This window comes from Kocuria sp. CPCC 205235 (assembly GCF_040980905.1).
GTDB classification, from domain to species: Bacteria; Actinomycetota; Actinomycetes; order Actinomycetales; family Micrococcaceae; genus Kocuria; species Kocuria carniphila.
In genome coordinates this window covers 34,371-57,915 of sequence record NZ_JAVKPR010000019.1, presented here as the reverse complement: position 1 = coordinate 57,915, position 23,545 = coordinate 34,371, and the positions used below count along the sequence as shown (strand labels likewise).

The 23,545-nt window shown below is 64.2% G+C and carries 20 protein-coding genes, 1 tRNA gene and 1 pseudogene; 11 read left to right on the top strand and 11 right to left on the bottom strand.

What is annotated here, in order from left to right; all coding sequences use genetic code 11:
- Positions 1-160 precede the first annotated feature (160 nt).
- Positions 161-2,776: an ATP-dependent Clp protease ATP-binding subunit gene (locus RF638_RS12460; protein ID WP_368842145.1), complete on the top strand. Its 2,616-nt coding sequence runs from the start codon at positions 161-163 to the stop codon at positions 2,774-2,776.
- Between the two features lie 113 nt (positions 2,777-2,889).
- Entirely contained in the window at positions 2,890-3,408 is a 519-nt protein-coding gene (locus RF638_RS12455; protein ID WP_095797709.1) for an amino-acid N-acetyltransferase, read from the top strand.
- Positions 3,409-3,515: 107 nt separating this feature from the next.
- On the opposite strand, the gene RF638_RS12450 is transcribed toward RF638_RS12455, so the two are convergent.
- Positions 3,516-4,526: an A/G-specific adenine glycosylase gene (locus RF638_RS12450; RefSeq protein ID WP_129700752.1), complete on the bottom strand. Its 1,011-nt coding sequence runs from the start codon at positions 4,524-4,526 to the stop codon at positions 3,516-3,518.
- Here RF638_RS12450 and RF638_RS12445 point away from each other — a divergent pair.
- The gene (locus RF638_RS12445) at positions 4,525-5,256 is read left to right on the top strand and encodes a hypothetical protein (protein ID WP_095797711.1); all 732 of its coding nucleotides are present in this window, start codon (positions 4,525-4,527) and stop codon (positions 5,254-5,256) included. The two genes, RF638_RS12450 and RF638_RS12445, sit on opposite strands and share 2 nt — an antisense overlap.
- A 99-nt stretch (positions 5,257-5,355) precedes the next feature.
- On the opposite strand, the gene disA is transcribed toward RF638_RS12445, so the two are convergent.
- The 3 genes from disA to RF638_RS12430 form a co-directional block, all read right to left on the bottom strand.
- Positions 5,356-6,432 (bottom strand): DNA integrity scanning diadenylate cyclase DisA, encoded by a 1,077-nt coding sequence (gene disA, locus RF638_RS12440; protein WP_095797712.1) that lies wholly within the window; start codon positions 6,430-6,432, stop codon positions 5,356-5,358.
- Between the two features lie 74 nt (positions 6,433-6,506).
- Entirely contained in the window at positions 6,507-7,898 is a 1,392-nt protein-coding gene (radA, locus tag RF638_RS12435; protein ID WP_315278814.1) for a DNA repair protein RadA, read from the bottom strand.
- A 46-nt stretch (positions 7,899-7,944) separates the two neighbouring features.
- The gene (locus RF638_RS12430; RefSeq protein WP_238663127.1) at positions 7,945-9,048 is read right to left on the bottom strand and encodes an aromatic acid exporter family protein; all 1,104 of its coding nucleotides are present in this window, start codon (positions 9,046-9,048) and stop codon (positions 7,945-7,947) included.
- Between the two features lie 363 nt (positions 9,049-9,411).
- Between RF638_RS12430 and pstS the strand changes: the two genes are divergently transcribed.
- The 4 genes from pstS (at position 9,412) to pstB (ending at position 13,559) form a co-directional block, all read left to right on the top strand.
- Complete coding sequence (gene pstS, locus RF638_RS12425) at positions 9,412-10,527, top strand: phosphate ABC transporter substrate-binding protein PstS (RefSeq protein ID WP_095797715.1); 1,116 nt, start codon at positions 9,412-9,414, stop codon at positions 10,525-10,527.
- Between the two features lie 149 nt (positions 10,528-10,676).
- Positions 10,677-11,624 (top strand): phosphate ABC transporter permease subunit PstC, encoded by a 948-nt coding sequence (pstC, locus tag RF638_RS12420; RefSeq protein ID WP_095797716.1) that lies wholly within the window; start codon positions 10,677-10,679, stop codon positions 11,622-11,624.
- Positions 11,624-12,742 (top strand): phosphate ABC transporter permease PstA, encoded by a 1,119-nt coding sequence (gene pstA, locus RF638_RS12415; protein ID WP_095797717.1) that lies wholly within the window; start codon positions 11,624-11,626, stop codon positions 12,740-12,742. Before pstC ends, pstA begins: the two co-directional genes overlap by 1 nt.
- Before the next feature lie 37 nt (positions 12,743-12,779).
- Positions 12,780-13,559, top strand: coding sequence for a phosphate ABC transporter ATP-binding protein PstB (pstB, locus tag RF638_RS12410; RefSeq protein ID WP_095797718.1), 780 nt, complete (start codon positions 12,780-12,782; stop codon positions 13,557-13,559).
- Between the two features lie 94 nt (positions 13,560-13,653).
- Here the strand turns inward: pstB and RF638_RS12405 are convergent, their stop codons facing one another.
- The 5 genes from RF638_RS12405 to RF638_RS12385 form a co-directional block, all read right to left on the bottom strand.
- Positions 13,654-14,679 (bottom strand): inorganic phosphate transporter, encoded by a 1,026-nt coding sequence (locus tag RF638_RS12405; RefSeq protein ID WP_315278805.1) that lies wholly within the window; start codon positions 14,677-14,679, stop codon positions 13,654-13,656.
- Positions 14,680-14,685: 6 nt separating this feature from the next.
- The gene (locus RF638_RS12400) at positions 14,686-15,303 is read right to left on the bottom strand and encodes a DUF47 domain-containing protein (RefSeq protein WP_368842144.1); all 618 of its coding nucleotides are present in this window, start codon (positions 15,301-15,303) and stop codon (positions 14,686-14,688) included.
- Positions 15,304-15,561: 258 nt separating this feature from the next.
- Positions 15,562-16,182, bottom strand: a complete 621-nt coding sequence (locus RF638_RS12395) for a hypothetical protein (protein WP_095797721.1) — start codon at positions 16,180-16,182, stop codon at positions 15,562-15,564.
- A gap of 22 nt (positions 16,183-16,204) precedes the next feature.
- Complete coding sequence (glsA, locus tag RF638_RS12390; RefSeq protein WP_095797722.1) at positions 16,205-18,046, bottom strand: glutaminase A; 1,842 nt, start codon at positions 18,044-18,046, stop codon at positions 16,205-16,207.
- Positions 18,043-18,780 carry an ABC transporter permease gene (locus tag RF638_RS12385; RefSeq protein ID WP_368842149.1) on the bottom strand — a complete coding sequence of 246 codons (738 nt, stop codon included), beginning with the start codon at positions 18,778-18,780 and terminating at the stop codon, positions 18,043-18,045. Before RF638_RS12385 ends, glsA begins: the two co-directional genes overlap by 4 nt.
- Before the next feature lie 171 nt (positions 18,781-18,951).
- Here RF638_RS12385 and RF638_RS12380 point away from each other — a divergent pair.
- A tRNA-Lys gene (locus RF638_RS12380) sits at positions 18,952-19,024 on the top strand.
- A gap of 61 nt (positions 19,025-19,085) precedes the next feature.
- Here RF638_RS12380 and RF638_RS12375 read toward each other — a convergent pair.
- On the bottom strand, positions 19,086-20,219 hold the full coding sequence (locus tag RF638_RS12375) for a site-specific integrase (protein WP_129700762.1): 1,134 nt from the start codon (positions 20,217-20,219) through the stop codon (positions 19,086-19,088).
- Complete coding sequence (locus tag RF638_RS12370) at positions 20,206-20,874, bottom strand: helix-turn-helix domain-containing protein (protein WP_129700764.1); 669 nt, start codon at positions 20,872-20,874, stop codon at positions 20,206-20,208. Before RF638_RS12370 ends, RF638_RS12375 begins: the two co-directional genes overlap by 14 nt.
- Positions 20,875-20,974: 100 nt before the next feature.
- On the opposite strand from RF638_RS12370, the gene RF638_RS12365 reads away from it, so the two are divergent.
- The 3 genes and pseudogenes from RF638_RS12365 to RF638_RS12355 all read left to right on the top strand — a co-directional run bounded on the left by RF638_RS12365 (position 20,975) and on the right by RF638_RS12355 (position 23,451).
- Positions 20,975-21,169 (top strand): AlpA family transcriptional regulator, encoded by a 195-nt coding sequence (locus RF638_RS12365; protein WP_129700766.1) that lies wholly within the window; start codon positions 20,975-20,977, stop codon positions 21,167-21,169.
- 127 nt (positions 21,170-21,296) lie between these two features.
- Complete coding sequence (locus RF638_RS12360) at positions 21,297-21,992, top strand: bifunctional DNA primase/polymerase (RefSeq protein ID WP_368842148.1); 696 nt, start codon at positions 21,297-21,299, stop codon at positions 21,990-21,992.
- Positions 21,993-22,069: 77 nt separating this feature from the next.
- Positions 22,070-23,451: pseudogene (locus tag RF638_RS12355) on the top strand (IS1380 family transposase).
- The last annotated feature ends 94 nt before the right edge of the window (positions 23,452-23,545 follow it).

The following is a 23,545-nucleotide window of genomic DNA, read 5'->3' as shown; positions in this document are numbered from 1 at the left end:
TTCGGGAGGCCTCGGCCCCTATCCGGCGACCGACGCGCCGACCCCAACTACACCCTGGATCCTGAAGAGCCGCTATACATCGTGCGCCAGCGGCGAACAGTGCCCATAAACGCTCTTCAGGTGCCTAGCATCGTTGGCAGACACCAATAGAGGAGTATCCATGTTCGAACGCTTCACCGACCGCGCCCGCCGGGTCGTGGTGCTGGCCCAGGAAGAGGCCAGGATGCTCAACCACAACTACATCGGTACCGAGCACCTGCTGCTCGGTTTGATTCACGAGGGCGAAGGCGTAGCAGCCAAGGCTCTCGATTCGATGGGCATCACCCTGAGCTCGGCGCGCGAACAAGTACAAGACATCATCGGACCCGGCCAGCAGGCACCGTCCGGTCACATTCCCTTCACACCCCGCGCCAAGAAGGTGTTGGAGCACTCGCTGCGCGAAGCACTGCAGCTGGGTCACAACTACATCGGCACGGAGCACATCCTGCTGGGCATCATTCGTGCCGGCGAGGGTGTGGCATCCCAGGTTCTGATCAAGCTGGGTGCTGACCCCGCCAAGGTGCGGGCAACGGTGCTCGAGCTGATTTCCGGTTACCAGTCCGGTAACGCCGGTGGCGAGAAAGAAGCCGCGGGTGTCGGGACCGGTGGCCGCGCCGAGGGTACCCCCGCGGGCTCCGCAGTGCTGGACCAGTTCGGTCGCAACCTCACCGCGGCCGCACGCGAATCCAAGCTTGATCCGGTCATCGGCCGGTACAAGGAAATGGAACGCGTGATGCAGGTGCTCTCACGCCGCACCAAGAACAACCCCGTTTTGATCGGTGAGCCCGGCGTCGGTAAGACCGCCGTGGTCGAGGGCCTGGCCCAGGCAATCGTGCGCGGAGACGTGCCCGAGACGCTCAAGGACAAGCACCTCTACACCCTGGACCTCGGTTCACTGGTGGCCGGTTCGCGCTACCGCGGTGACTTCGAGGAGCGCCTCAAGAAGGTGCTCAAGGAGATCCGCACGCGCGGCGACATCATCCTGTTCATCGACGAGATCCACACACTGGTGGGTGCGGGTGCCGCCGAGGGCGCTATCGATGCCGCCTCGATCCTCAAGCCCATGCTGGCTCGCGGTGAGCTCCAGACCATTGGTGCCACCACGCTGGACGAGTACCGCAAGCACATCGAGAAGGACGCCGCCCTGGAGCGTCGTTTCCAGCCCATCCAGGTGGATGAACCCTCCGAGGCACACGCCGTGGAGATCCTCAAGGGTCTGCGCGACAAGTACGAGGCACACCACCGCGTGTCCATCACGGACGAGGCGCTGGAAGCCGCCGTGCATATGTCCGCACGCTACGTGTCCGACCGGTTCCTGCCGGACAAGGCCATCGACCTGATCGACGAGGCCGGTGCCCGCCTGCGCATCAAGCGCATGACGGCTCCACCGGAGATCAAGGCCCTGGACGAGAAGATCGCGGACACCAAGCGCGCCAAGGAAGCCGCCATCGACGGCCAGGAGTACGAGAAGGCCGCCTCGCTGCGCGATGACGAGCAGAAGCTCATCACCGAGCGTGAGGAGAAGGACAAGGCCTGGCGCGACGGCGACGACCAGATCTCCGAGGTCACCCCCGAGGTCATCTCGGACGTCCTGTCCGCATCCACCGGTGTTCCCGTGTACAAGTTGTCGGAGGAAGAGTCCGGTCGCTTGCTGCACATGGAGGACGAGCTGCACAAGCGCGTCATCGGTCAGAACGAAGCCATCAAGGCACTGTCCCGGTCGATCCGCCGTACCCGTGCGGGTCTGAAGGATCCGCGCCGTCCCGGTGGCTCGTTCATCTTCGCCGGTCCCACCGGTGTCGGTAAGACCGAGCTGGCCAAGGCCCTCGCGGAGTTCCTGTTCGGTGATGAGGACGCCCTGATCACCCTGGACATGTCCGAGTACCAGGAGAAGCACACGGTCTCGCGACTGTTCGGTGCCCCTCCGGGTTACGTGGGCTACGAAGAGGGCGGTCAGCTCACCGAGAAGGTGCGCCGCAAGCCGTTCTCCGTGGTGCTTTTCGACGAGGTCGAGAAGGCTCACCAGGACCTGTTCAACTCGTTGCTGCAGATCCTTGAGGACGGTCGTCTGACCGACTCGCAGGGTCGCGTGGTGGACTTCAAGAACACGGTGATCATCATGACCACCAACTTGGGCACCAAGGACATCTCGCGCACCGTTCCCGTGGGCTTCCAGGCCACCGGCGATGTGTCGACCTCCTACGACAGGATGCAGGCCAAGGTTCAGGAGGAGCTCAAGGAGCACTTCCGTCCCGAGTTCCTCAACCGCGTGGACGAGACCATTGTGTTCCCGCAGCTGAGCCAGAACGAGATCCTCAAGATCGTGGACCTGTTCGTGGCCCGCGTGCAGCAGCGGCTGCGTGAGCAGGACATGTCCATCTCGCTCACGGACGCCGCCAAGGTGCTCATGTCCGAGAAGGGTTACGATCCCGCAATGGGTGCACGTCCGTTGCGTCGTGCGGTGCAGCGTGAGATCGAGGACCAGCTGTCCGAGAAGATCCTGTTCGGCGAGATCTCTTCCGGTGAGAAGATCACAGTGGATGTCGAGGGTGAAGGTGAGGACCGCACGTTCACGTTCTCATCCACCCCCATGTCCGAGCTCTCGGATGAGGAACTGGACGAGATCCACAACACGCCGTCGTTGACCGACAACGACGACAGCGAGTCCGGCAGGGACGTTCCCCGCTCACCCAACACGGGTGGCTTCGGTGACGGCCCCGCCCAGGCCCAGGCCTAGGCGAACGGACCGCTACAACGCCGCGAGCGGCGTCGGCATCCTGGACAAGGGTGACGACGCCGCTCGCGGCGTTTAACCCGCGTCTCACGGTTACGGCGGCGTACAGTCTTGGCATGGAAAAGATCAGTATTCGTCCCGCGAAGACCTCGGACGTCCAGGGCATCAAGGCCTTGGTGGCGCCCATGGCGCAGGAGAACATCCTGATCACCAAGGACACCGTGACCTACTACGAGAACATTCAGGAGTTCGTGGTCGCTCAGGACGAGAGCGGCGAGCTGGTGGGCTGTGGTGCCCTCCACGTGATGTGGGAGGACCTCGCGGAGGTGCGTACGCTCGCCACCTCGGCCAAGGCGAGGGGGCAGGGCGTGGGGCGGCGCATGCTCGAGGTCCTGATTGACCGCGCCGCGGAACTCGGCGTGAGCCGGGTCTTCTGCCTGACGTTCGAGGTGGATTTCTTCTCCGCCCACGGGTTCGAGGTCATGGAGAACCAGGAAAGCATTGATCCGAATGTGTTCGCCGAACTCCTGCGCTCCCACGATGAAGGCGTTGCGGAGTTCCTCGACCTGGCGCGCGTGAAACCCAACACCCTGGGCAACACGCGCATGATTCGACAACTGCACGTGTCGTTCTGACTCTTGGACGCCCCGGAAGTCCTGGCGCTATCGGCGGTCGCGGCCGGTCAGCACGTCCCGGCCACCAAGGAAGCCGGAGCCGTCCGGAGCGATTGAACAAGACCGATTCAGCTCGGCAGACTGGCTTCGTCTCCGTGGCGAGTCGCCAGACCGTCTTTGAGCAGCCCGCCGAGGGCCCGCTCGCGCTGTTCCAGCGGGGCCGGGAGCGCCCACAGCTTTTCAAGCATGTCGGCCGTCTCCTGGCCAGGGTTCTCGATCCTGCTGGCCAGCTGCTCCGCCCCGGCGCGATCCGTGAGCAACAGGTCTACCGAAACCGGTGACGGGCTGTGCCGCAGCACCGCCATGATGGCCCCGCGCACCTGTCGGTCGGTGCCGTGCCAGGACTGCCCCTTGGGGACGTAGTCCGGTTCCGGTCGACCCGCGGCGATCCACGCGCACTCATCGAACACGGGGCATTCATCGCATTTGGGGGAGCGAGCCGTGCACACCAAAGCACCCAGCTCCATGACGGACTGGTTCCACTTCACCGATTCGGCGATGTCCTCTGGCATGAGCTGATCCGCAAGCCGGGTCTCCGCCGCGGTGAGCGTCTTGGACGGCAGTGCCTTGCCGCTGAACAGTCGAGCATGCACCCGCCGGATATTCGTGTCCACCACCGTGTAGCGCTGGCCGAAAGCGAAGACAGCCACCGCTGCTGCCGTGTAGGAACCGATGCCCGGCAGAGCGAGCAATTCAGAGTGGTTTTCCGGCACCTGGTTGTCATGGTGATCAGCGATCTCCGTGGCTGCTGCGCGCAATCGGAGCGCCCGGCGGGGATACCCAAGCCTGCCCCACGCGCGCACCACGTCCGCGGGGCTGGCTGCGGCCAGGTCTGCCGGTTTGGGCCAGCGGTCCAGCCATTCCCGCCAGATCGGCAGAACCCGTACCACGGGCGTTTGTTGCAGCATGATTTCACTCACCAGCACACCCCACGGAGAGCACGCGGGCTCGCGCCACGGGAGGTCCCTGCCTGCCCGTGAAAACCACTGGATGACGGCTTGGTGAATGCCGTGAAGTTGGTCCGGTGCGCAGGGTGTGGAGCTCGAGTTCATAAATCCCCACGGTAGCCTGGAGTTCATGGCAACCAACGGTTCAGAGCAGCGTGATTCCCCCAACTCCGGCGCATCCCACGGGGATTCCGGGGACCGGTTGCCTCCCTCGGTCTACCGCCGACGCCGCGTGATCGCCCTGGTCGTTCTGCTCGTGTTGGTCGTGGCCCTGATCTGGGGGATTTCCTCCGTGGTCTCCGCGCTCACCGGTTCTTCGGAGGACCCGGAACAACCCCCGACACAGACCCAGGTCACGGCCGAGCCCACTCAGGCAGCCACGGTTGACCCCAATGACAAGTTCGCGGATTTCACCCCCCGGCCCACACCCAGCGGTGACAAGGAGAGCGAGGGTTCCTCGGCCAGTCCTGCCGCAGCCGAGGAGTGCGGTGCCAACTTGACGCTCACCGCCTCCACGGACAAGCAGACCTACCCGGCCGATCAGGAACCGGTACTGGTCATGACCATGGAGAACACCGGGGAGCAACCCTGCCGGGTCAATGCCGGGACGAACGCCATGAATTATGTGGTCACGTCCGGTTCGGATGTCATCTTCGATTCCCGGCATTGCGCGGCCGAGGGGGAGGACCGAAACGTCACGCTGGAGCCGGGGAAGACGGAAGAGGCCCGGTTGGCGTGGAACCGGATTCGCACCGCGGAAGGGTGCCCCGCGGATCAGGCAAAAGCCATGGCTGGTTATTACAACTTGACCGTGGGCTTGGGCGAGCAGAGCAGTTCCTCTGCAACCTTTGTTCTGGAGTAGACCGCTTCAGCACGGTTGATCGAAAAATCCTTGGTCCTTCAGGGTTGGGCAGAACCGAGGAGCGCCCTCATGTCCACGGGCGGGAGGCGGGTCCCGCGCTCACATGAAGCGTTCGAGCAAACTGGTTTCAGCCATGCGGGACAGCGATTCGCGCACGTTGCGGGCGCGTTGTTCGCCAATGCCCTCCACGGACATCAGGTCCTCGAGGTTCGCGGCCATCAAGGCCTGTAAGCCGTCGAACTGACCCACCAGGCGTTTAGCCACCACCCGCGGCATGGACTTGATGCCTTCGAGCAAGCGGTAACCGTGCGGGTGCAGGTCAGCTTCCAGGTTGCCCTGGGACGTGATGAGAGCCGCGGCCACGGCCACTTTCTGCAGGTCGATCAGATCCGCCGGGGAGAGTTCCGCGAGTTGTGCCATGGCGTCGGACAAGACCTCCGCCGGAGTCTCCTCGGGGAGATAATCCCGCAACACCACGTCGGGGCCGGGTCCGTTACCGGCCGTCAGCTCTTCCAATTGCAGCGAGATGAGGCGCCCGTCCTCGCCGAGCTCCAGCACGTACCAGCTGATTTCCTCGGAGATCCTGCGCACCATTTCCATGCGCTGCAGAGTGAGGGCCACATCCCGGGCCGTGACAGCCGCCTCGATTTCCAGTGCGGAAAGACTGCCTAGAACTTGTTCCAGGCGATTGCTGTAGTGCTCCAGGGTCTGCAGAGCCTGATTGGCGCGGGCCATGATGGCTTGTGAACCTTCAATGGCGTAGCGGTGATCGCCCACGTAAATGGTGATCACGCTCATAGACTGGCTCACGGAAACCACGGGAACGTTGGTTTGTTTGGCGGTGCGTTCTGCCGAACGGTGCCGGGTGCCTGATTCCTGGGTCTCGATGTGAGCCTCCGGCATGAGCTGCACGCCTGCCTTCAGAATGCGGGTGGCATCACGATCGCACACGATGGCACCGTCCATCTTGGCCAGTTCGCGCATCTTGGTGGGAGTGAACTCGGTGTCGATGTCGAAACCACCCGAGCACAGGGCCTCGACGGACTTGTCGAAGCCCAGCACGATCAACCCACCGGTCCGTCCCCGCAGGATGCGTTCGAGACCTGTGCGCAGCTGGGTTCCGGGTGCCAAGCGGGCCAGGGTCTTACGAAGGGCCGTCTCCTGAGCTTTCACCACATGATCATCCTACGTGCTATATGCATGCACCTCGTGCCCAGCCTCTGTTGCTATTTCCGCGCGTACCTGGTCGTTCAGCGCTCCCGCGGAGGGAAGAGCAATTCGATGGCCTGACTTACAGTGGTGACCTCTCGGACGGAGAACCCCTGGGGGATCTTGCCCGGTCCGCTCGGCGAAGCGGGCACCACCGCGTGGGTGAATCCCAGCCGGGCGACCTCCTGGATCCGGCGATTGATGTCCGGGACCGGACGTACCTCTCCGGCCAGGCCGATCTCCCCGAAACAGACCAGGCGCTGGGGGAGTGGGCGGTCCTGGGCGGCTGAGGCCAAGGCCATGCACACCGCCAGGTCCGTGGCGGGTTCGGTGAGCCGCACACCGCCCACGGTGGAGACGTAGCAGTCCAGGTTCGCCAGGCCCACACCAGCGCGGCGCTGCAGCACCGCCAGCAGCATGGCTACGCGAGAACTATCCAGACCGGAGGTGGCCCGCCGCGGTTGTGCAGTGCTTGATTTGTCCAGCAGGGCCTGCACCTCCGCCAACAGCGGACGGCGGCCCTCGACCGTGACGCTCAGACACGTGCCGGCCACCGGTAGGGGAGTGCGCGAGACGAACAGACCCGAGGGGTCCGCGACCGATTCGATCCCGGCCTCACCGAGGTCGAAACAACCGACCTCGTCCGTGGGGCCGAATCGGTTCTTGATGGCGCGTAGCAGTCTGATCCTGGAGTGTTTGTCACCCTCGAACTGGCAGACCACGTCCACGAGGTGTTCGAGCAACCGGGGGCCCGCAATGGAGCCCTCCTTGGTGACGTGGCCGACCAGCAACGTGGTCATGTTCTTGGTCTTGGCGGCGTGGATCAAGCTGGCCGCAACTTCTCGCACCTGACTGACCCCTCCGGCGGAACCGTCAACTTCGGAACTGGCCAGCGTTTGAACCGAGTCCACGATGAGCAGCTGGGGCTTCACAGCTTCCACATGAGCCAGGGCGGTGGACAGATCGGTTTCAGCGGTGAGGTAGAGCTTGTCCGCGACCGCCCCGATACGTTCTGCGCGCAGCTTGACCTGTGCTGCCGATTCCTCGCCGGTCACGTAGAGCACATCACGGGGTGTCTGACCCGCGGCGACCTTGGCGGCGGCGTCCAGGAGCAGCGTGGACTTACCCACACCAGGTTCGCCCGCGAGGAGGATCACCGCGCCGGGCACCAGCCCGCCACCGAGCACACGGTCCAGCTCGGGTACGTGCGTGGGGGTAAATTGGGCGACCGAAGAGTCCACCTGGCCGATGGGCTTGGCCGGTTGAGCTAAGGTTCGCGCGGCCTGGGTACGACCGTGTTCCTGAGCGGCACCGGTTTCTTCGACGGTGCCCCAGGACTGGCATTCACCGCAGCGACCCACCCACTTGGCCGTGGTCCAGCCGCATTCGGTACAGCGGTACGACACTGAGGGTTTCCGGGTCTTGGTGCTCATGAACTCACAGTATCCAGCGCGTCAGACACGCATAGCCGGCACAGAGTCAGTCCGATTGCAGCGGCGGCAGGTGCCCGATGGCCACCTGGTGACTGATGCCCGTGGCTTCGAGCAGATCCACCACCATGGGGCGGATCATCAGCACGAGCGCCTCGCCCTCCATGGTGCGCACACCCATGTCATGAGGTTCCAGGCGCGCCGCGACCGAGAACAATTCGTTGCGGGCCTGGCGCAAGTAGCTTTCGCGTGACTGTGGGTGGCTCACGGCCAAAGCATTGCCCAGGCTCAATACGGCGTCGGAAAGATCGGCGAGCACCTCGGAAAGGGACGTGACGGCGTCGTCGGCGAGGGAGACGTGGTCCAGCACTGAAGCGAGCCTGCGCGCGAGGACCCGGGAGTTTCGCACGGCGAGGTCCAGGTAGTGAATGCAATGGTCCAGACTGTCGATTTCTTGCCGGTGTCTTCGATGCAGGGGCGAGGCATAGGAAATTTCCTTGGACGCCTCCAACCCCGTGCGAACCGAATCAACGAGAGGTTGAGTCTGGCGGCCGCGAACCAGTGCGTGCCACGCCAACCGGGAATCGTAATCAGAGACGGCTCGGGAGGATTCGGCCAACAACTCGGAGTATTCCGTGATGAGCTTTCGGACGTCACCTCGTGGCTCGCGGCGGGGATCTTCCGGGATGAAATAGGCCAGCAGCAGTGCGCACAGGCAACCCACTACCGCGTCGAGAGAACGGGCGAACACGCCGTCCTGGGATGGGGGTAGCAGCACCACCAGGACGGATTGCAGTCCCATCTGCGTGGTGAAGATGGCACCGTTGTCCAAGAACCGCGCGAGCATGAGCGAAATGAGCAGAACAATGGCCGCCTGCCACTCGCCGTGGCCCAACACGTGCATCAGCAGGTCGCCCACCACGATGCCCAGGGTGCAGCCGATCGCGACTTCGAGAACGCGGCGATAACGCAGGCCACCCTTGGCATAACCCAGCGAAACGAGGGCAGCGGTAGCTGCGAAAATGGGCCCCTGGTGGCCGAGCAGTCGCTCCGCGATTACATAGGCGCCCACCGCAGCCACGGTCATCTGCACGGCCTGGAACAGTCCGCGCATCATGCGGTTCCAGCCGGTTTTGGACCGTTTGCTCACCACAGAGGGAACATGAGCAAGCCTCGACCTGTGATGTTTCGCCTCGCTCGATGACATGACCCCATCTTAGGCAGCGGTCGCCCGAAACCGACCGTGCATTCGGTGCCGAGCCTCGTCACGATTCCGCGGGTATGCAATAACTCACATCTACGGGTATTGATGCAAGTGGCTACGTGAACACGGGCACTGACGCGTCATCTGTTAACCCCACGTTTACCTTCCTGGAGATCTCTGTCCATATCCACTGCCTACCGTCACTGGTGAACCACTACGGATATGCGCTTTCCGTAGGCGGGTTGATGGCCGAGTCCGGCCGTTTTGCGATCCACCGGCACCGCCGGAAATATTCCATGAAGGGGTAACACTGTGAAGGCTTCCTACTACGGCCGTTCAGCCGCCGTTCTCGCCATTGGCGCCCTCGCCCTGACCGCTTGCGGCTCGGACAACCCGACCGGCAACGAAGGCGGCGACTCCAACGGTGGCGGCGGCGAGTCCAGCGTCTCCGGCACCCTGACCGGTATCGGCGCATCGTCGCAGCAGGCCGCCATGACCGCTTGGCAGAACGGTTTCCAGTCCGCCAACAGCGGCGCGACCGTTCAGTATTCCCCGGACGGCTCCGGTGCGGGCCGCACCGCCTTTCTGGCCGGCGGCGCCCAGTTCGCCGGTTCCGACGCCTTCATGAGCGACGAGGAGAACGAGGAGTCCAAGGAGCAGTGCGGCACCGACGGTTCGCTGAACCTCCCCGTCTACATCTCCCCGATTGCCGTGGCCTTCAACCTGCCCGGCGTGGACAGCCTCAAGCTGGATGCCCCCACCATCGCCAAGATCTTCAAGGGCGAGATCGAGACCTGGAACGCTCCCGAGATCGCCGAGCAGAACCCGGATGCAGACCTGCCGGACACTCGCATCACCGTGGTGCACCGTAACGATGACTCCGGCACCACCGAGAACTTCACCGAATACCTGCACTCGGCCGCTCCCCAGGACTGGACCGACGAGCCGGATCAGGCATGGCCCTCCAAGTACGCCGCTGAGAACGACAAGGGCACCTCCGGTGTTGTGAACACCACCCAGGGCACCGAGGGAACCATCACCTACGCGGATGCCTCCGCAGTGGGTGACCTCGGCACCGTGGACATCAAGGTCGGCGAAGAGTACGTGCCGCACTCCCCTGAAGCTGCAGCAAAGGCCGTTGAGGTCTCCAAGCAGGTCGAAGGCCGCAGCGAGCACGACATGGCCATCGAGCTCGAGCGCGACACCACCGAAGCCGGTGCTTACCCGCTCGTGCTGATCTCCTACCACGTGGTCTGCTCCCAGTACGACTCCCAGGAGACCGCTGACCTCGTCAAGGCCTTCGAGTCCTACGTGATTTCCGAGGACGGCCAGAAGACCGCGGCTGATTCCGCCGGTTCCGCTCCGTTGTCCGAGACCTTGCGCGAGCAGGCCACGGCAGCTGTGGAGTCCATCAAGGTCCAGGGCTGACCTGACGACCTAACGCGCACAAACGGCGTCGGCGCGGGTATCGCGTCGACGCCGTCTGTGCGCCGAACGCCCGGGTCTCTTCCGTCCTGACAATGGATGGTAGGTTGCCCAGGCACGCGAACTGACCATGATCTGAAGGGACTCTGTACATGTCCACCACAGCGAGCGCACAGAAGCCGGGGACCAAGAACTCCGCGGCCGGTCGCGCGGGTGACTCAATTTTCTCAGGATTGAGTCTCGCAGCGGGCATCTTGATCTTCGCCGTGCTCGCGGCCGTGGCACTGTTCCTGCTGTTGCAGGCGCTGCCCACGTTCGCGGCTCCGGCCGACGAGATCACCGGCGGAGAAGGATTCTTCTCATACATTTGGCCCCTCGTGCTCGGCACGTTGATCGCAGCCATCATTGCGCTGCTGATCGCCACGCCCATCGGCATCCTGGTGGCCCTCTACATCTCCCACTACGCACCCGCCCGAATCTCCAAGTCGGTCGGATACGTGATCGACCTGCTGGCGGCCATTCCCTCCGTGATCTACGGCGCATGGGGTGCCACGGTGCTGGCTCCGGCGCTGGTGCCGTTCTACAACTGGCTGGCCGAGAACCTCGGCTTCATCCCGATCTTCGCCGGCCCCGCGTCCCAAACCGGTAAGACCATGATGACCGCCGGCGTGGTGCTGGCCATCATGATCCTCCCCATCATCACGTCCATGTCCCGGGAGATCTTCACCCAGACGCCCAAGCTGCACGAAGAAGCAGCCCTGGCGTTGGGTGCCACTCGCTGGGAAATGATCCGGATGTCGGTGCTGCCCTTCGCACGACCGGGCATCATCTCTTCCGTGATGTTGGCCCTGGGTCGAGCACTGGGCGAGACCATGGCCGTGGCCCTGGTTTTGTCCTCGGGCCCCATGATCGCTTCGCTGATCAAGTCCGGTAACCAGACGATCGCCGCCGAAATCGCCCTGAACTTCCCGGAGGCTTACGGTCTGCGGTTGTCCGAGCTGATTGCCGCTGGTCTGGTGCTGTTCCTGATCACCCTGGTGGTGAACATGATCGCTCGCGCCATCATTGCCCGCTACAAGGAATTCTCGGGAGCTAACTGATGTCAACGACTACGACTAAGCCCGGTACTTCTCCCGTGCGCGAGTCTCGACTGACTCGCGGTCAGCGCCCCAAGTGGCTCATCCCCGTGATCGGTGTGGGTGCCATTGTGGTGGGTGCCGCGATTTCCGCGCTCATCGGCTTCAACATTGCCACCTGGGCGATCTTCGCCGCCCTCGTGTTCCTGGTTGTGGGCCCGCTGTTGATCGGCGCGATCGAGGGTTCGCGCGCCGGTTCCGACTCACTCATGACCTTCCTGGTCTACACCGCGTTCATCCTGGCCGTGATCCCGCTGATCTCGGTGATCTACACGGTGCTGGCCAACGGTATCCCCGGCCTGACGTCCAACCTTCTGCTCACGTCCATGAACGGTGTGACCGGCGCGCAGGACAACTTCGCGGAAGCTCCCGGAGATGTCGTGGGCGGTGCCTACCACGCGATCGTGGGTACGGTGTCCATCACCTTCTGGGCCACGCTGATGTCCGTGCCCATTGGCCTGCTGACCGCGATCTACCTGGTGGAGTACTCCAACAACGGTTGGTTGGGTAAGGCCATTACGTTCTTCGTGGACGTCATGACCGGTATCCCGTCCATCGTGGCCGGTCTGTTCGCCGCGGCGTTGTTCGGCATGATCTTCGGTCCGTCCACCCGTACCGGTTTCGTGGCCGCGGTCGCCTTGACCGTGCTCATGATCCCCACGGTCGTGAAGAACACCGAGGAAATGCTGCGCATCGTTCCCAACGAACTGCGCGAGGCCTCCTACGCGCTGGGCGTGCGGAAGTGGCGCACCATCCTCAAGGTGGTCATCCCCACCGCGATCTCCGGTATCGCCTCCGGCGTTACGCTGGCTATTGCCCGCGTGATCGGTGAGACCGCTCCGCTGCTGGTAACCGCGGGCTTTGCAACGGCCATCAACTGGAACTCGTTCTCCGGCTGGATGACCACGCTGCCCACGTACATTTACTACCAGATCATGACACCCACCTCGCCCACCAACCCCGACCCCTCACTGCAGCGGGCCTGGGCCGCGGCACTGATCCTGATCGCGATCGTGATGCTGCTCAACCTTCTTGCCCGACTGATCGCCAAGGCCTTCGCGCCTAAGACGGCCGGCCGCTAAGCATCCATCGAGTCACGAGTCCTAAGGAATCCACACCATGTCGAAACGAATCGACGTTGAAGACCTGAACGTTTACTACGGCGACTTCCTGGCCGTCGAGGACGTCAACATCAACATTGAAGCGCGGTCCGTGACCGCATTCATCGGCCCCTCCGGCTGCGGTAAGTCCACCTTCCTGCGCACGCTCAACCGCATGCACGAGGTCATCCCCGGCGCGTACGCCAAGGGGAAGGTGCTGCTTGACGGTGACGACCTGTACGGCAAGGGCGTGGACCCGGTCACGGTGCGTTCCATGATCGGTATGGTCTTCCAGCGCCCCAACCCGTTCCCCACCATGTCCATTCGCGACAACGTGCTGGCGGGTGTGAAGCTCAACAACAAGCGCATCTCTTCCAAGGCCGCGGATGAGCTGGTCGAATCCTCGCTGCGCGGTGCCAACCTCTGGAACGAGGTCAAGGACCGTCTGAACAAGCCGGGCTCGGGTCTGTCCGGTGGGCAGCAGCAGCGTCTGTGCATTGCGCGCGCCATTGCCGTGAAGCCGGACGTGATCCTCATGGATGAGCCCTGCTCCGCGCTGGACCCCATCTCCACTCTGGCCATCGAGGACCTCATCAACGAGCTCAAGACGGATTACACCGTGGTGATCGTGACGCACAACATGCAGCAGGCATCGCGCGTGTCAGACCGCACCGCGTTCTTCAACATCGAGGGCACCGGCAAGCCCGGCAAGCTCATCGAGTACGCCCCCACCACGGAGATCTTCAACAACCCGCAGAAGAAGGAGACCGAGGACTACGTCTCCGGCCGCTTCGGCTGATCGGTAGCGTTTCTCGCGCCTCCTGACTCACGACGACGCCGCCGCGCGCGCCGGTTCCCCACGCTGGGTCCGGCGAACGCGGCGGCGTCGTTGGCTAAGAAGCCAGCTGCAGAAGCGGCGAGGCGGCCAGGAACAAGATGATGGACACCAAGGCGCAGGCCGGGACCGTACCGGCCCAGGTCAGGAGCACCTGGACCAGGGTGCGGTGGTAGACGGTTCGGAAGCGCTGACCGGAACCCGCGCCGAGGATTGCGGCAGTGCTGGTCTGGGACGTGGACATGGGTAGCGGGACCAGGAAACCACCGACGAAGAGCAGCGTGCCCGCAACCGTTTGGGCCACGGCACCGCGGAGGGGGTCCAGGTTCACGACACGGGAGGAGAGGGTGTAGGCAATCCGCCAACCGCCCAGCAAGGTGCCCGCACCGAGGCACACTCCCACGAGCAGCGGGATCCACCACGGGATGTGAGAGATGGGGATGAACGTTCCGTAGCACATGAGCAGGACCACGAAAATCCAGATGGCCCGGCGGCCGTGCTGGATACCGTGGCCGAAGTGGATGGCGGCCGCCCCGGTTGCCTGGACCACGGCGGAACGGCTCTTCACCACCCCGGGTGCTTCATGTCGAACCAGGTATACGGCCAGGAAGACCAGCAGCTGCGCCAGAACGAAGGCGATGGCAGGCGCCACAACGATCGGCAGAGCAAGCCGCCAGATCGTGAAACTGTCGACGGCCAGGTCCTGAACCAATCCGACGGCGTGGGCACCCACCAGTGCGCCGATCACGCCACCGCTCATGGCTGCGGTGGACGAGGACGGCATGGCCCACCACCAGGTGAGCAGGTCCCAGGCCACCGCGGTGATCAGGGTGCAAATAATGACGACCGTTCCCACCATGCTGATGGGGATGGGAATGTCGAACGGGATCAACTGCGTGAGGACCAGACCAACGGTCAGCGCGCCGGCCAGGTTGAACACGGCGCCTATGCATACGGCTACCCGCGGGGTGAGGGCATTGAATCGGACGGGTAGGGCGTTCGCGTTGGAGGCGTCGTGAAAGCCGTTGACCACCGTGAATGCGACGGCCAGCACAAGGCCGACGACCAAGAGGATTTCTGCCATGGGCTATCAGGATTCCGCGACGAGTACTCGGCCGACCTCGGCGGACACGTGTGACAGCGCGCGGGCCGCGTCCAGGATACTTCCGGCGGCGTCCAAGCGGCGTAGCGCATGGGGTGCCTTGTGCTTGTCCAGCAGCGCCGCACGGTAGGTGCGGTGGGTCCGTTCGGACTGGCGCGACAGGCGGATCATCTCGAACCAGTAATCGTCGAGTTCGTCCAGGGTGGCCAGCCGGCCCATGGCTTTCGTGGTCATCTCGGCCATCAGCCGGATGATGTTCAGCTGTTCCGTGGCGTAGGAGGTGGGGCGCCCGATCTGATAAAGCTCCTGGGTCTCGGCGCACGCCACCAAGGCTTCAACGGACTTCAAGATCCACTGGCCCAGGATGTACAGGTCCTGGCGGGGGATGGGCACCACGTACGAAGAGCGGGTCGTGGTCATCAGGGAGAAGTACAGGTTGGAGCACTCGTCCTCGGCGTCCAGGAGAGCTTGCAACGTTTCTTGGCGACGCTCGTCGGTGGCGCTGATGTGTTCGGCCAACAGGTCTACGCATGTGGTGACGCACTGGGACATGTGAACCAGAAGTTCAATCACCCGTTCGTCTTCGGGGAAGATCCGAAAGGCCATGCGTGCGCCCATCCTTTATGTGTCATCCAAGTGAATTTTCGCCCTCACTGTACCCGTAGTAGGTGAACAGAACGGACGCACGGAGACATGGCTGACACGTTGTCGGGCCCAAGGATCGCCGGTCAGAACGAGCCGGGAAGAAGGGGTGCCGGACCGGGAGCGCCTCTCGGCGGAAGGCCGCTCGTAGCGGCTAAATGATGGAGCCCGGGGCTGCCACGGCCCGACACCTGTCATCCATGCTAAACCCTGCGCGGGGGGCTAATCCAATGCCCCGATTCGCCAGGCCTTCGCGGCGGCGTCCAGTTCGTTGGCCGTGCGGGACAGCCTCGGAATCCGCTGGTCCGCGTGTCGGACGGCAAGGCTCGGGATGTCCTGGGTGCGTTCCTGGCCCAGCGCAATGACGCGACAGAAGGCAGCGAACCGCTCCAGAGCGACGTCGAAATCGCCGTTGAACGCACCGGACAAAATGGTGTCCGCGACCTGGCAAATTTCCTCGGCCCCGGGAAGGCCCGCCACCCCGGCCACCACATCCGAGACTTGCGCCGTGCCCTTGCCCGCCGCGAACCAGCGGCCCATGCGGTGCGGGTCCGTGCGGGCGGCCGCGCGCAGTGCGTACAACCGCCACAGGGCCCCGGGAAGCGAGACCGCCGGTGCCTGCGCCCAGAGCTCGGCGATGCCTTCCAGTCCCTGCTCGTCGGTGAGCTGAACCAAGCGCTGATGAACCTCTGGATCATCCGCCTCACGGCCCCGGGACACCAACGCGTGAGCGGCGAGGTGCGCGGCCTCCGAGACCCGCGCAGGATCCGTTCCGCCCTCGTGGGCGTCGAACTGCTCTGGCGAGAACTTCACGGGTGAATGGTGCTGGCGCGGTTCATTCATGCGCTCCAGCCTACGCCCGTGATCAGTCGGCGGTGTGGGTTTCCCCGGCCTGTTGCCGCCAGCGTTCCTCGATGCGGCGCATCGCGTGAGTGGAGACGGCGCGCCACCAACGCAGCGCGAGTTCGGGGTGTGTTTTTTCGATCTCGTCCACGGCCTCCGGGGGCAGCTTGCGGGCGATCACGTCCGTGAGGGTCGTGAAGCTGACCATGTGACGGGAATCCGTGCCCAGGGCCACCTCACCGAAACTCTTACCCGGACCGAGGACCTCCAACTCGACCCGTTCACCCGTGGGGGAGCGGCGGGTGATCTCCACGTTGCCGGAGACCACCATGTACACGCCCTCGAAACGCTGGCCGGCCCGGAGCACCGTGGTGCCGGCCGGCCATTCCACGCGAGTGGTCTTGGAGCGGATTTCTGCGACGTCGTCGTCGGAGAGCGAGCTGAGCAGGTCCGAATCCGTGGAATGGACCTTGTCCGGCATGCACTCCGGGCCGCCGAACTTCTCGAGAATCCGGTCCTCGGCCCAGGTCAGGGCCTCGGCACGGGTGGGAAACACCGTGACCGGGTGATCCAGGTCCTGGGTGTGCTCAGATCCCTTTTCGGCAATGATCGCCAGGTGGCGTTGCGCGTTCTCCAGCTGTTCGGAGGTGCGTCCCAGAAGTGGCATGACGTATCGGGCCAGGTCATCGACCTGCCTGATGTCAACTAGGACGTAGGTGCACTCCCGCGCGGCCTCGCGGATGGTCCGAATCGCAGTTTCGGCACCGGCGAAGCGCAAGTCACCCTGGAGCTCGACGATCCGCACGTCCTCGCCGTGTTCCTCGAGGACCTCGTTGGCCGCATCGTTGCGGCGCATCAACGACGGCGCCTCGGAGAGGTAGTACTCCGAACGCACCGTGGAGTGCCCGTTGCGTTCGGTGCGGGCGAAGTGCAGGTCCAGGTCCTGGGTCAGGCGTTCGCACGCTGCAACGCCACGCACGGAGTTGCCGTGCTGATCCAGTGGGGGTGAGAACACGGCTACGGCCAACTGCCCGGGCAGTACCGCGATGATCCCGCCGGCCACGCCGGATTTGGCGGGCAACCCGACCTTCAAGGCCCAGCGGCCGGCGTCGTCGTACATGCCGCACGTGTACATCACGGACAACACGTCGGAGACCACCTGGGTGTCGAGCACGCGTTCACCCGACAGGGGATTGACGCCGCCTGCCGCGAGCGTGGCACCCATCCGTGCGAGGTCGACACAGTTGAGCATGACCGAACACTGCGCGAAGTAGTCCTCCAGCGCATCGGTGGGGTCCCCCTCGATGATGTCGCGGGAGGACAACAACCAGCCGAGCGCGCGGTTGCGATCCCCGGAGCGGTGTTCCTGAGCGTGGATGGTCTTGTTGATGCGCAGTTGGCGACCGGCCAACCGGGAATACAGACGCAGGATGCGCTCACGCCGGGTGCCGTGGGCGGTGTTCTTGACCAGGGACGTTGCCGCGATCGCGCCGGCGTTGATCATGGGGTTCGCCGGACGGCCCGTTTCAGGCTGGAGGGAGATCTCATTGAACGCGTCACCGCTGGGCTCCACATCGATCTTCTCGAACACCCCGTCCATGCCGCGGTCCGTGAGTGCCTGTGCATAGGTGAAGGCCTTGGAGATCGACTGAATGCAGAATTCCTGCTTGGAGTCACCGGCCTGATAAATGGCGCCGTCCACGGTGGCCACTGCGATCCCGATCGGATGGGGATCGGCATTGGCCAGCGCGGGAATGGAGTCCTTGACGGCCCCGCCCTCAACCTCTCGAAGGTCCTCCACCACCCGTTGCAGGTACTCGGTGATGACGGAGGGACCCAGCTTAGTTTTGGGAACGGTGCTCATGAAGTACGTACCTCTTGCGGGACCACGGGCGAACCGGACAGCACACGGATCACCACGGACGAACAGATGGATTGGGTCAGCAGAATCCCCACGAGCACCACCAGTTGCAGCATGGCCGCTTGAGTGGGGGATGCGCCTCCCAACAAGGCTCCCACAAATGCGCCGGGAAGAGTGACCAAACCGGTCGCGCGGGTCTGGTCGATGTTGGGGATCAGCGATTCCTTCATCGATTCCTGAGCTACGGTCTGGTAAGCGATTCGAGAGGTGGCACCCAATGACAGCCAAGCCTCGATCTCCCCGCGCCGAGCCACCGTGGAGCGTTCGAAGTGCCGTCCGGTCAGGGTTGCCGCGCTCATCGTATTGCCGATCACGATGCCGGCCACCGCCACGACGTTGGCGACCTCCCACTCGACCAGTCGCAAGCCGAAAATCAGCCCGATCGTGACGAACGCCCCCGAGAAAATGCCGATCACCACGGCCTTTCGCGCGTCCGGGATGCCCTTCAACCTGCTGAACGAGGTCCACGAGGCGGTGGAGAGCATGAGCACGACGAACGCCAGAACGAGCCACGGCAACGCCAAAACACCGCGCAGGATCAGGGCGATTACCGCCAGTTGCACGGCGGCCCGGATCACCGCCACGAGTGGCTGGACCCCGAGCCTGACACCGGCCTGCCGTTGTATCAGAATCGCCAACAGAGTCATGGCCAGCAGGCCCGCCGCGAACCACCACATGTTCTCCACGTGCCCAGGTTAGCCACGCCGCGAACCGCGCCGTCGCGGATGACGATCGAACCGAGCAGGGGCGTCAGTCAGTGCTTCGTGCGGTGGGTGCCGAAAGTGGAAAAGTGCTGAGCCTGCGGTAGAGTAGCGGTGCTCCGTTTCCGGTTCGCCGTTGCGGGGCACGCGCCTTTAGCTCAGTTGGTAGAGCAGTGGACTTTTAATCCATGGGTCGTGGGTTCGAGCCCCACAGGGCGCACGCACTGAAAGGCCCGTAGATCGCCGGAATACCGGGGTTTACGGGCCTTTTTCATGCCCACCTAGGCTGCGTCTGCCCACATTTTGCCCACACCTGAGGCTGAAACAGCCTGATCGAGAGCCGCACCCACGGCGTCCAAATCGTCGTCGAATAGGTCCGCGTACACGTCCAACGTCATGGCCGCAGAAGCGTGGCCCAACATGCGTTGAACCGCTTTCACGTTCGCCCCGGCCGAGACCGCGAGAGACGCCGCGGTGTGCCGCAGATCGTGCAACGTCATGTAGTCCAGCTCGGCGCGTTTGAGCGCGGACGTGAACCATGAGTGTTTGTTGCTCGTGAGCGCGGTCGCTGCTGGGCCTTTCAAGCTGGGCCGTTTGATGAAACCGCCCGTGCTGCTCGGAAACAGGATCTCATCCAGGCCTTTCCCTGCTGCTTGTTGGGCCACCAATGGGATCATGAACGCGGGTAGCGGCACCGAGCGGCGTTTGTGACTTTTCGGGGTGCCGACCTCCACACGGGAACCGACCTCCACGGCGTTGCGTTCCACGTGCAGCCGGCGCCGGGTAAGGTCCGCGTCCTTCACACGTAGACCGGCCATTTCGCCCCACCGCAGCCCGGTGTACCCGAGCACGAGAATCAACGTCCGGTGGACCCCTGCAGCGTCCGCGAGAGAGTGGAGCTGCTCGTGCGAGAGGTAGATGTGTTCCTTGCGGCGTTTTCGTGGCAGTGGGACGCCCTCGGCCGGGTTCGACAAGATCCGCCGGTCACGCACAGCACCGGCGAGGATCGACAACAGCACACCGTGGGCACGCAGCACCGTTGTGGCCGATTTGCCCGCAGATAGCTCACTCACCCACGTCTCGACGTCGGAGAACCGCACCGCGGACACCAGGGTTTGACCCCAGCGCGGTTCAACGTGAATCCTCCACGCTGACTCGGTGGTGCGGAACGTGGACGGCTTGAGGTTGGTCCGGTTGTTTATCCAGACCGTGCCGAGCTCGCCGACGGTCACCCGTGAGTCTGCCGGGTCGATGTACTCGCCGCGATCTTTCGAGACTTCCACGGTGCGCGCGAACCGTTCGGCGTCACGTTTCGTGGTGAATCCGCGCTTGTCTGTTTGCCGGCGGTCCGGTGTCCGGTAGCGCACCCGGTATCGCCGGCCGGATCTCGTTTCGTACGCCTCAATCGTCGCCATGACGATCCTTGATGTATTTGCCGAGTTCGGCAATAAGCGAGCGGGTGACGTGGCCCCGAGCTTGAGGTGTGCTATCCGCGCTCACGAGTGAGTCACGCCGTTCCGTCAGCGATTGGCCCCACAATGATTGCGCTGCGAGGTCGACCACCAGCCGGGGGACGTCGAGTGATTTCGCGGCCTTGTCCTCGGCTGCTCCGGTGGTTGCCTCGCTACCGCGCTCTAGTAGCTCCCAATCATCAAGCCCGAGGTAATCGAACGCCTGATTGACGTGCTCCAATCGCGCGAAATGGCGTTCCCGCGCGTCATGACGATTCTTACCATTCGGGTAGATGTTTACCTGCCCACCGGACAACGCACGGTGAAGATCATCCCCAGGTATGTGGAACGTGTCTGTGACCTCCACGGAATCCGCGCCGGCGAGCAGATCCGCCAGCGTCACCCTTGGCCCGTCATTGAGCACCTGGGCCAGTACCAGCATCTCGGCGAGGCTGACGGGTTTGCGCCCGTTCTCAAGGTCCGACACCCGCGAGGTGGCCCAATTCAGGCCGCGCTTACGCGCTCGCCGGCCGAGTTCCTCCGCAGTCATGCCCTGCGCCTTGCGCAGTTGTTGAACGTTCCGGCCAATCACGGCACGCATCGGTTCGGGTTGATCCATGGCCTCAGGGTACAGGAAATCTAGTCACTTGACAGGAGGCAGAATTACAGTCCACTCTGTGAGACACACAGAAATTTATAACCCTGAAAGGTTGAAACCAATGACTGACAAGCTGCTGACCCCCGTGGAACTGGCCGAGTACCTCCACACCACGGTAGGCAACCTCGCGCAACTGCGATTCCAAGGCAGGGGACCGGCTTTCACCAAGGCCGGGCGCCGTGTCCTCTACCGCGAGTCCGACGTTCAAGCGTGGCTCGACGAGAACACGCGAACTCAGACCGGCTCGGCCGCGTGACCCGGACCCGCTGCACCGCAAACAGAAAGAGCGGCGCAGGAGACCCGTAGGAACCTGCGCCGCTCTATCAACCAAACCAGCCCGCGCCCCACACGCGGACAAAACACCAGTGAAAGCAGAACCAGTGATGTATCAACAGTCTACCGCCCAAAACGACCGGGGTGGGGCCGGTTTCATGGGCCACAACCCCGCCCAACAGCGCCTACTCATGGCCGCCCGAGGCTGGCACCTGTTCCCGTTGGAACCGGGCAAGAAAACCCCCTATCCCGGCTCGCGAGGATACAAGGACGCAACCACCGACCCCGCCAAACTGCTCAACTGGCCCGAGGGCGCCGGGGTGGGCATCGCAACCGGCGCGTCTGGGTTGCTCGTCGTCGATTGCGACAACAAGCCCAGCGCACCACCGGCGCCGTGGAATGTGCCCGGTGTGACCAACGGGGAGGACGCGCTCGCGTTGCTGTGGGAACACTGCGACCGAGGCCCAACGCCGTGGGCCGAGTGCCTCTCCGTGCTGACCCCATCAGGCGGAGCGCACCTGTATTTCCAAGCCCGCTCCGGCGAAATCGGGATCAGCGCCAGCCTGCTCGCGTGGCAAGTCGATGTACGCGCCCAGGGTGGTTACGTCGTCGCCCCCGGCACGCGTTTGACTGAGGGCACCAAGCGGACCGCGGGGGTTTACATTCCGGTTCACTGGCCCGCCGTGCTACCGATCGCCCCAGCATGGTTAGAGGAACGACTACGGCCCAAACCCAAGGCCGTGCGCGCGGTAGCCCCCTATCAGCCTGGATCCGCCGGTCAGGTCCTTGTGGGTGGCGGGTCGTGAGAGCCGAATGCTCCTGTGACCAGCGAGAATGGACTTGTCGAGAGTCCCAAACGCGCTGAGCAACAGGAGCACCGGTAGTGCGAGTTTCCCACAACTTCTCCGCCGAGTTCGATGACGACAACCTGATCGCCACCGGCGGGTTGGTACCGGTGATGCTGCTGGCCGAATCTGCCGGTCTGTCGGATCTGGTCCAGGAGTACGTCACCGTCGCCGGCAGCGCCGGCGCGAACGCGCCGGTGAAGGTCGCGGCGCTGGTGGCCGGGATGGTCGCCGGCGCGGACAGCATCAGCGACATGGACCTGCTTCGCCACGGCGGCATGGGCCGGGCGTTCACCGAGCACCGGGCGCCCACGACGCTGGGCACTCACCTGCGCGGGTACAGGTTCGGCCACGTGCGCCAGCTGGACGCGATCGCTTCCCGGCTGCTGACCGCGCTGGCGGCACGAGTGCCGGGACTGGTGGGTGGGGCCGATGAGGTGGCCTACCTGGACATCGACGACACGATCCGCCAGACCCACGGGTATGCCAAGCAGGGCGCGGGTTATGGCTACAGCGGCGTCAAGGGACTCAACGCGCTGGTCTCCACGCTGTCCACGCCCACGGCGGCGCCGGTGATCGCCGGGATGCGGCTGCGTCGAGGCTCGGTGAAGTCCCCGCGCGGTGCGGGCAAGATGATCGCCCAGGCGCTATGGCCGCGGCCCGCAGAGCCGGAGCGGGCGGGCTGATCACGGTGCGCGCCGACAGCGCGTTCTACCAGCACGACGTCATCGCCGCGGTCCGCCGCGGCAAGGCGCACTTTTCCATCACCGCCCGGATGGACGCCGGCGTGGTCGCCGCGATCTCCCGCATCGGGGAGCAGGAGTGGGTGGGGATCAAGTATCCCGAGGCGATCTGGGACGAGGACGAGCAGCGGTGGATCTCCGACGCGCAGGTCGCCGAGATCCCCTACACCGCCTTCACCTCCCGCAAGAAGGCCGACCACGTGGCTGCCCGGCTCATCGTGCGCCGGGTCAAGCGACTGAACCCAGCCTCGGCCACCGCCGAGCAGGGCGAGCTGCTGGCCGCCTACCGCCACCACGCGATCTTCACCGACTCCCCGCTGTCGATGCTCGCCGCGGAGTCCGCGCACCGCGACCACGCCATCATCGAACAGGTCATCTCCGACCTGAAGGACGGGCCGCTGGCCCACTGCCCCTCGGGGGTGTTCACCGCGAACAGCGCCTGGGCGGTGCTGGCCGCCATCGCCTTCAACCTCACCCGCGCCGCCGGAGTGCTCGCCTCGAGGTTCCACGCCAAGGCCCGCACCGCCACGATCCGCGCCCAGCTCATCAACGTGCCCGCCCGCATCGCCAACCGCGCCCGCTCCTGGCTGATGCACATGCCCAGGAACTGGCCCTGGCAGCAAGCCTGGGCCGCGCTCTTCGACGCCGCCAGCGCCCCACTACCAGCGGCGGCTTGACCAACCGCCCTGTCCCGACGAGAAGGAAAGCGAAAGTGGAAAGGCCGGGCAGACCGGCAGATCACGCACGCCCTTCACGAGCACCGACCGACAA

Excerpts from the sequence above, each read along its gene's own strand:
- RF638_RS12400 (WP_368842144.1), bottom strand. The coding sequence starts at position 15,303 with ATGGCCTTTCGGATCTTCCCCGAAGACGAACGGGTGATTGAACTTCTG.
- pstA (WP_095797717.1), top strand. The coding sequence starts at position 11,624 with ATGTCAACGACTACGACTAAGCCCGGTACTTCTCCCGTGCGCGAGTCT.
- RF638_RS12375 (WP_129700762.1), bottom strand. The coding sequence starts at position 20,219 with ATGGCGACGATTGAGGCGTACGAAACGAGATCCGGCCGGCGATACCGG.
- pstC (WP_095797716.1), top strand. The coding sequence starts at position 10,677 with ATGTCCACCACAGCGAGCGCACAGAAGCCGGGGACCAAGAACTCCGCG.
- RF638_RS12455 (WP_095797709.1), top strand. The coding sequence starts at position 2,890 with ATGGAAAAGATCAGTATTCGTCCCGCGAAGACCTCGGACGTCCAGGGC.
- radA (WP_315278814.1), bottom strand. The coding sequence starts at position 7,898 with ATGAGCACCAAGACCCGGAAACCCTCAGTGTCGTACCGCTGTACCGAA.
- glsA (WP_095797722.1), bottom strand. The coding sequence starts at position 18,046 with ATGAGCACCGTTCCCAAAACTAAGCTGGGTCCCTCCGTCATCACCGAG.
- RF638_RS12365 (WP_129700766.1), top strand. The coding sequence starts at position 20,975 with ATGACTGACAAGCTGCTGACCCCCGTGGAACTGGCCGAGTACCTCCAC.
- RF638_RS12445 (WP_095797711.1), top strand. The coding sequence starts at position 4,525 with ATGGCAACCAACGGTTCAGAGCAGCGTGATTCCCCCAACTCCGGCGCA.
- pstB (WP_095797718.1), top strand. The coding sequence starts at position 12,780 with ATGTCGAAACGAATCGACGTTGAAGACCTGAACGTTTACTACGGCGAC.
- RF638_RS12385 (WP_368842149.1), bottom strand. The coding sequence starts at position 18,780 with ATGTGGTGGTTCGCGGCGGGCCTGCTGGCCATGACTCTGTTGGCGATT.
- RF638_RS12450 (WP_129700752.1), bottom strand. The coding sequence starts at position 4,526 with ATGAACTCCAGGCTACCGTGGGGATTTATGAACTCGAGCTCCACACCC.
- RF638_RS12395 (WP_095797721.1), bottom strand. The coding sequence starts at position 16,182 with ATGAATGAACCGCGCCAGCACCATTCACCCGTGAAGTTCTCGCCAGAG.
- RF638_RS12405 (WP_315278805.1), bottom strand. The coding sequence starts at position 14,679 with ATGGCAGAAATCCTCTTGGTCGTCGGCCTTGTGCTGGCCGTCGCATTC.
- RF638_RS12360 (WP_368842148.1), top strand. The coding sequence starts at position 21,297 with ATGTATCAACAGTCTACCGCCCAAAACGACCGGGGTGGGGCCGGTTTC.
- RF638_RS12460 (WP_368842145.1), top strand. The coding sequence starts at position 161 with ATGTTCGAACGCTTCACCGACCGCGCCCGCCGGGTCGTGGTGCTGGCC.
- RF638_RS12370 (WP_129700764.1), bottom strand. The coding sequence starts at position 20,874 with ATGGATCAACCCGAACCGATGCGTGCCGTGATTGGCCGGAACGTTCAA.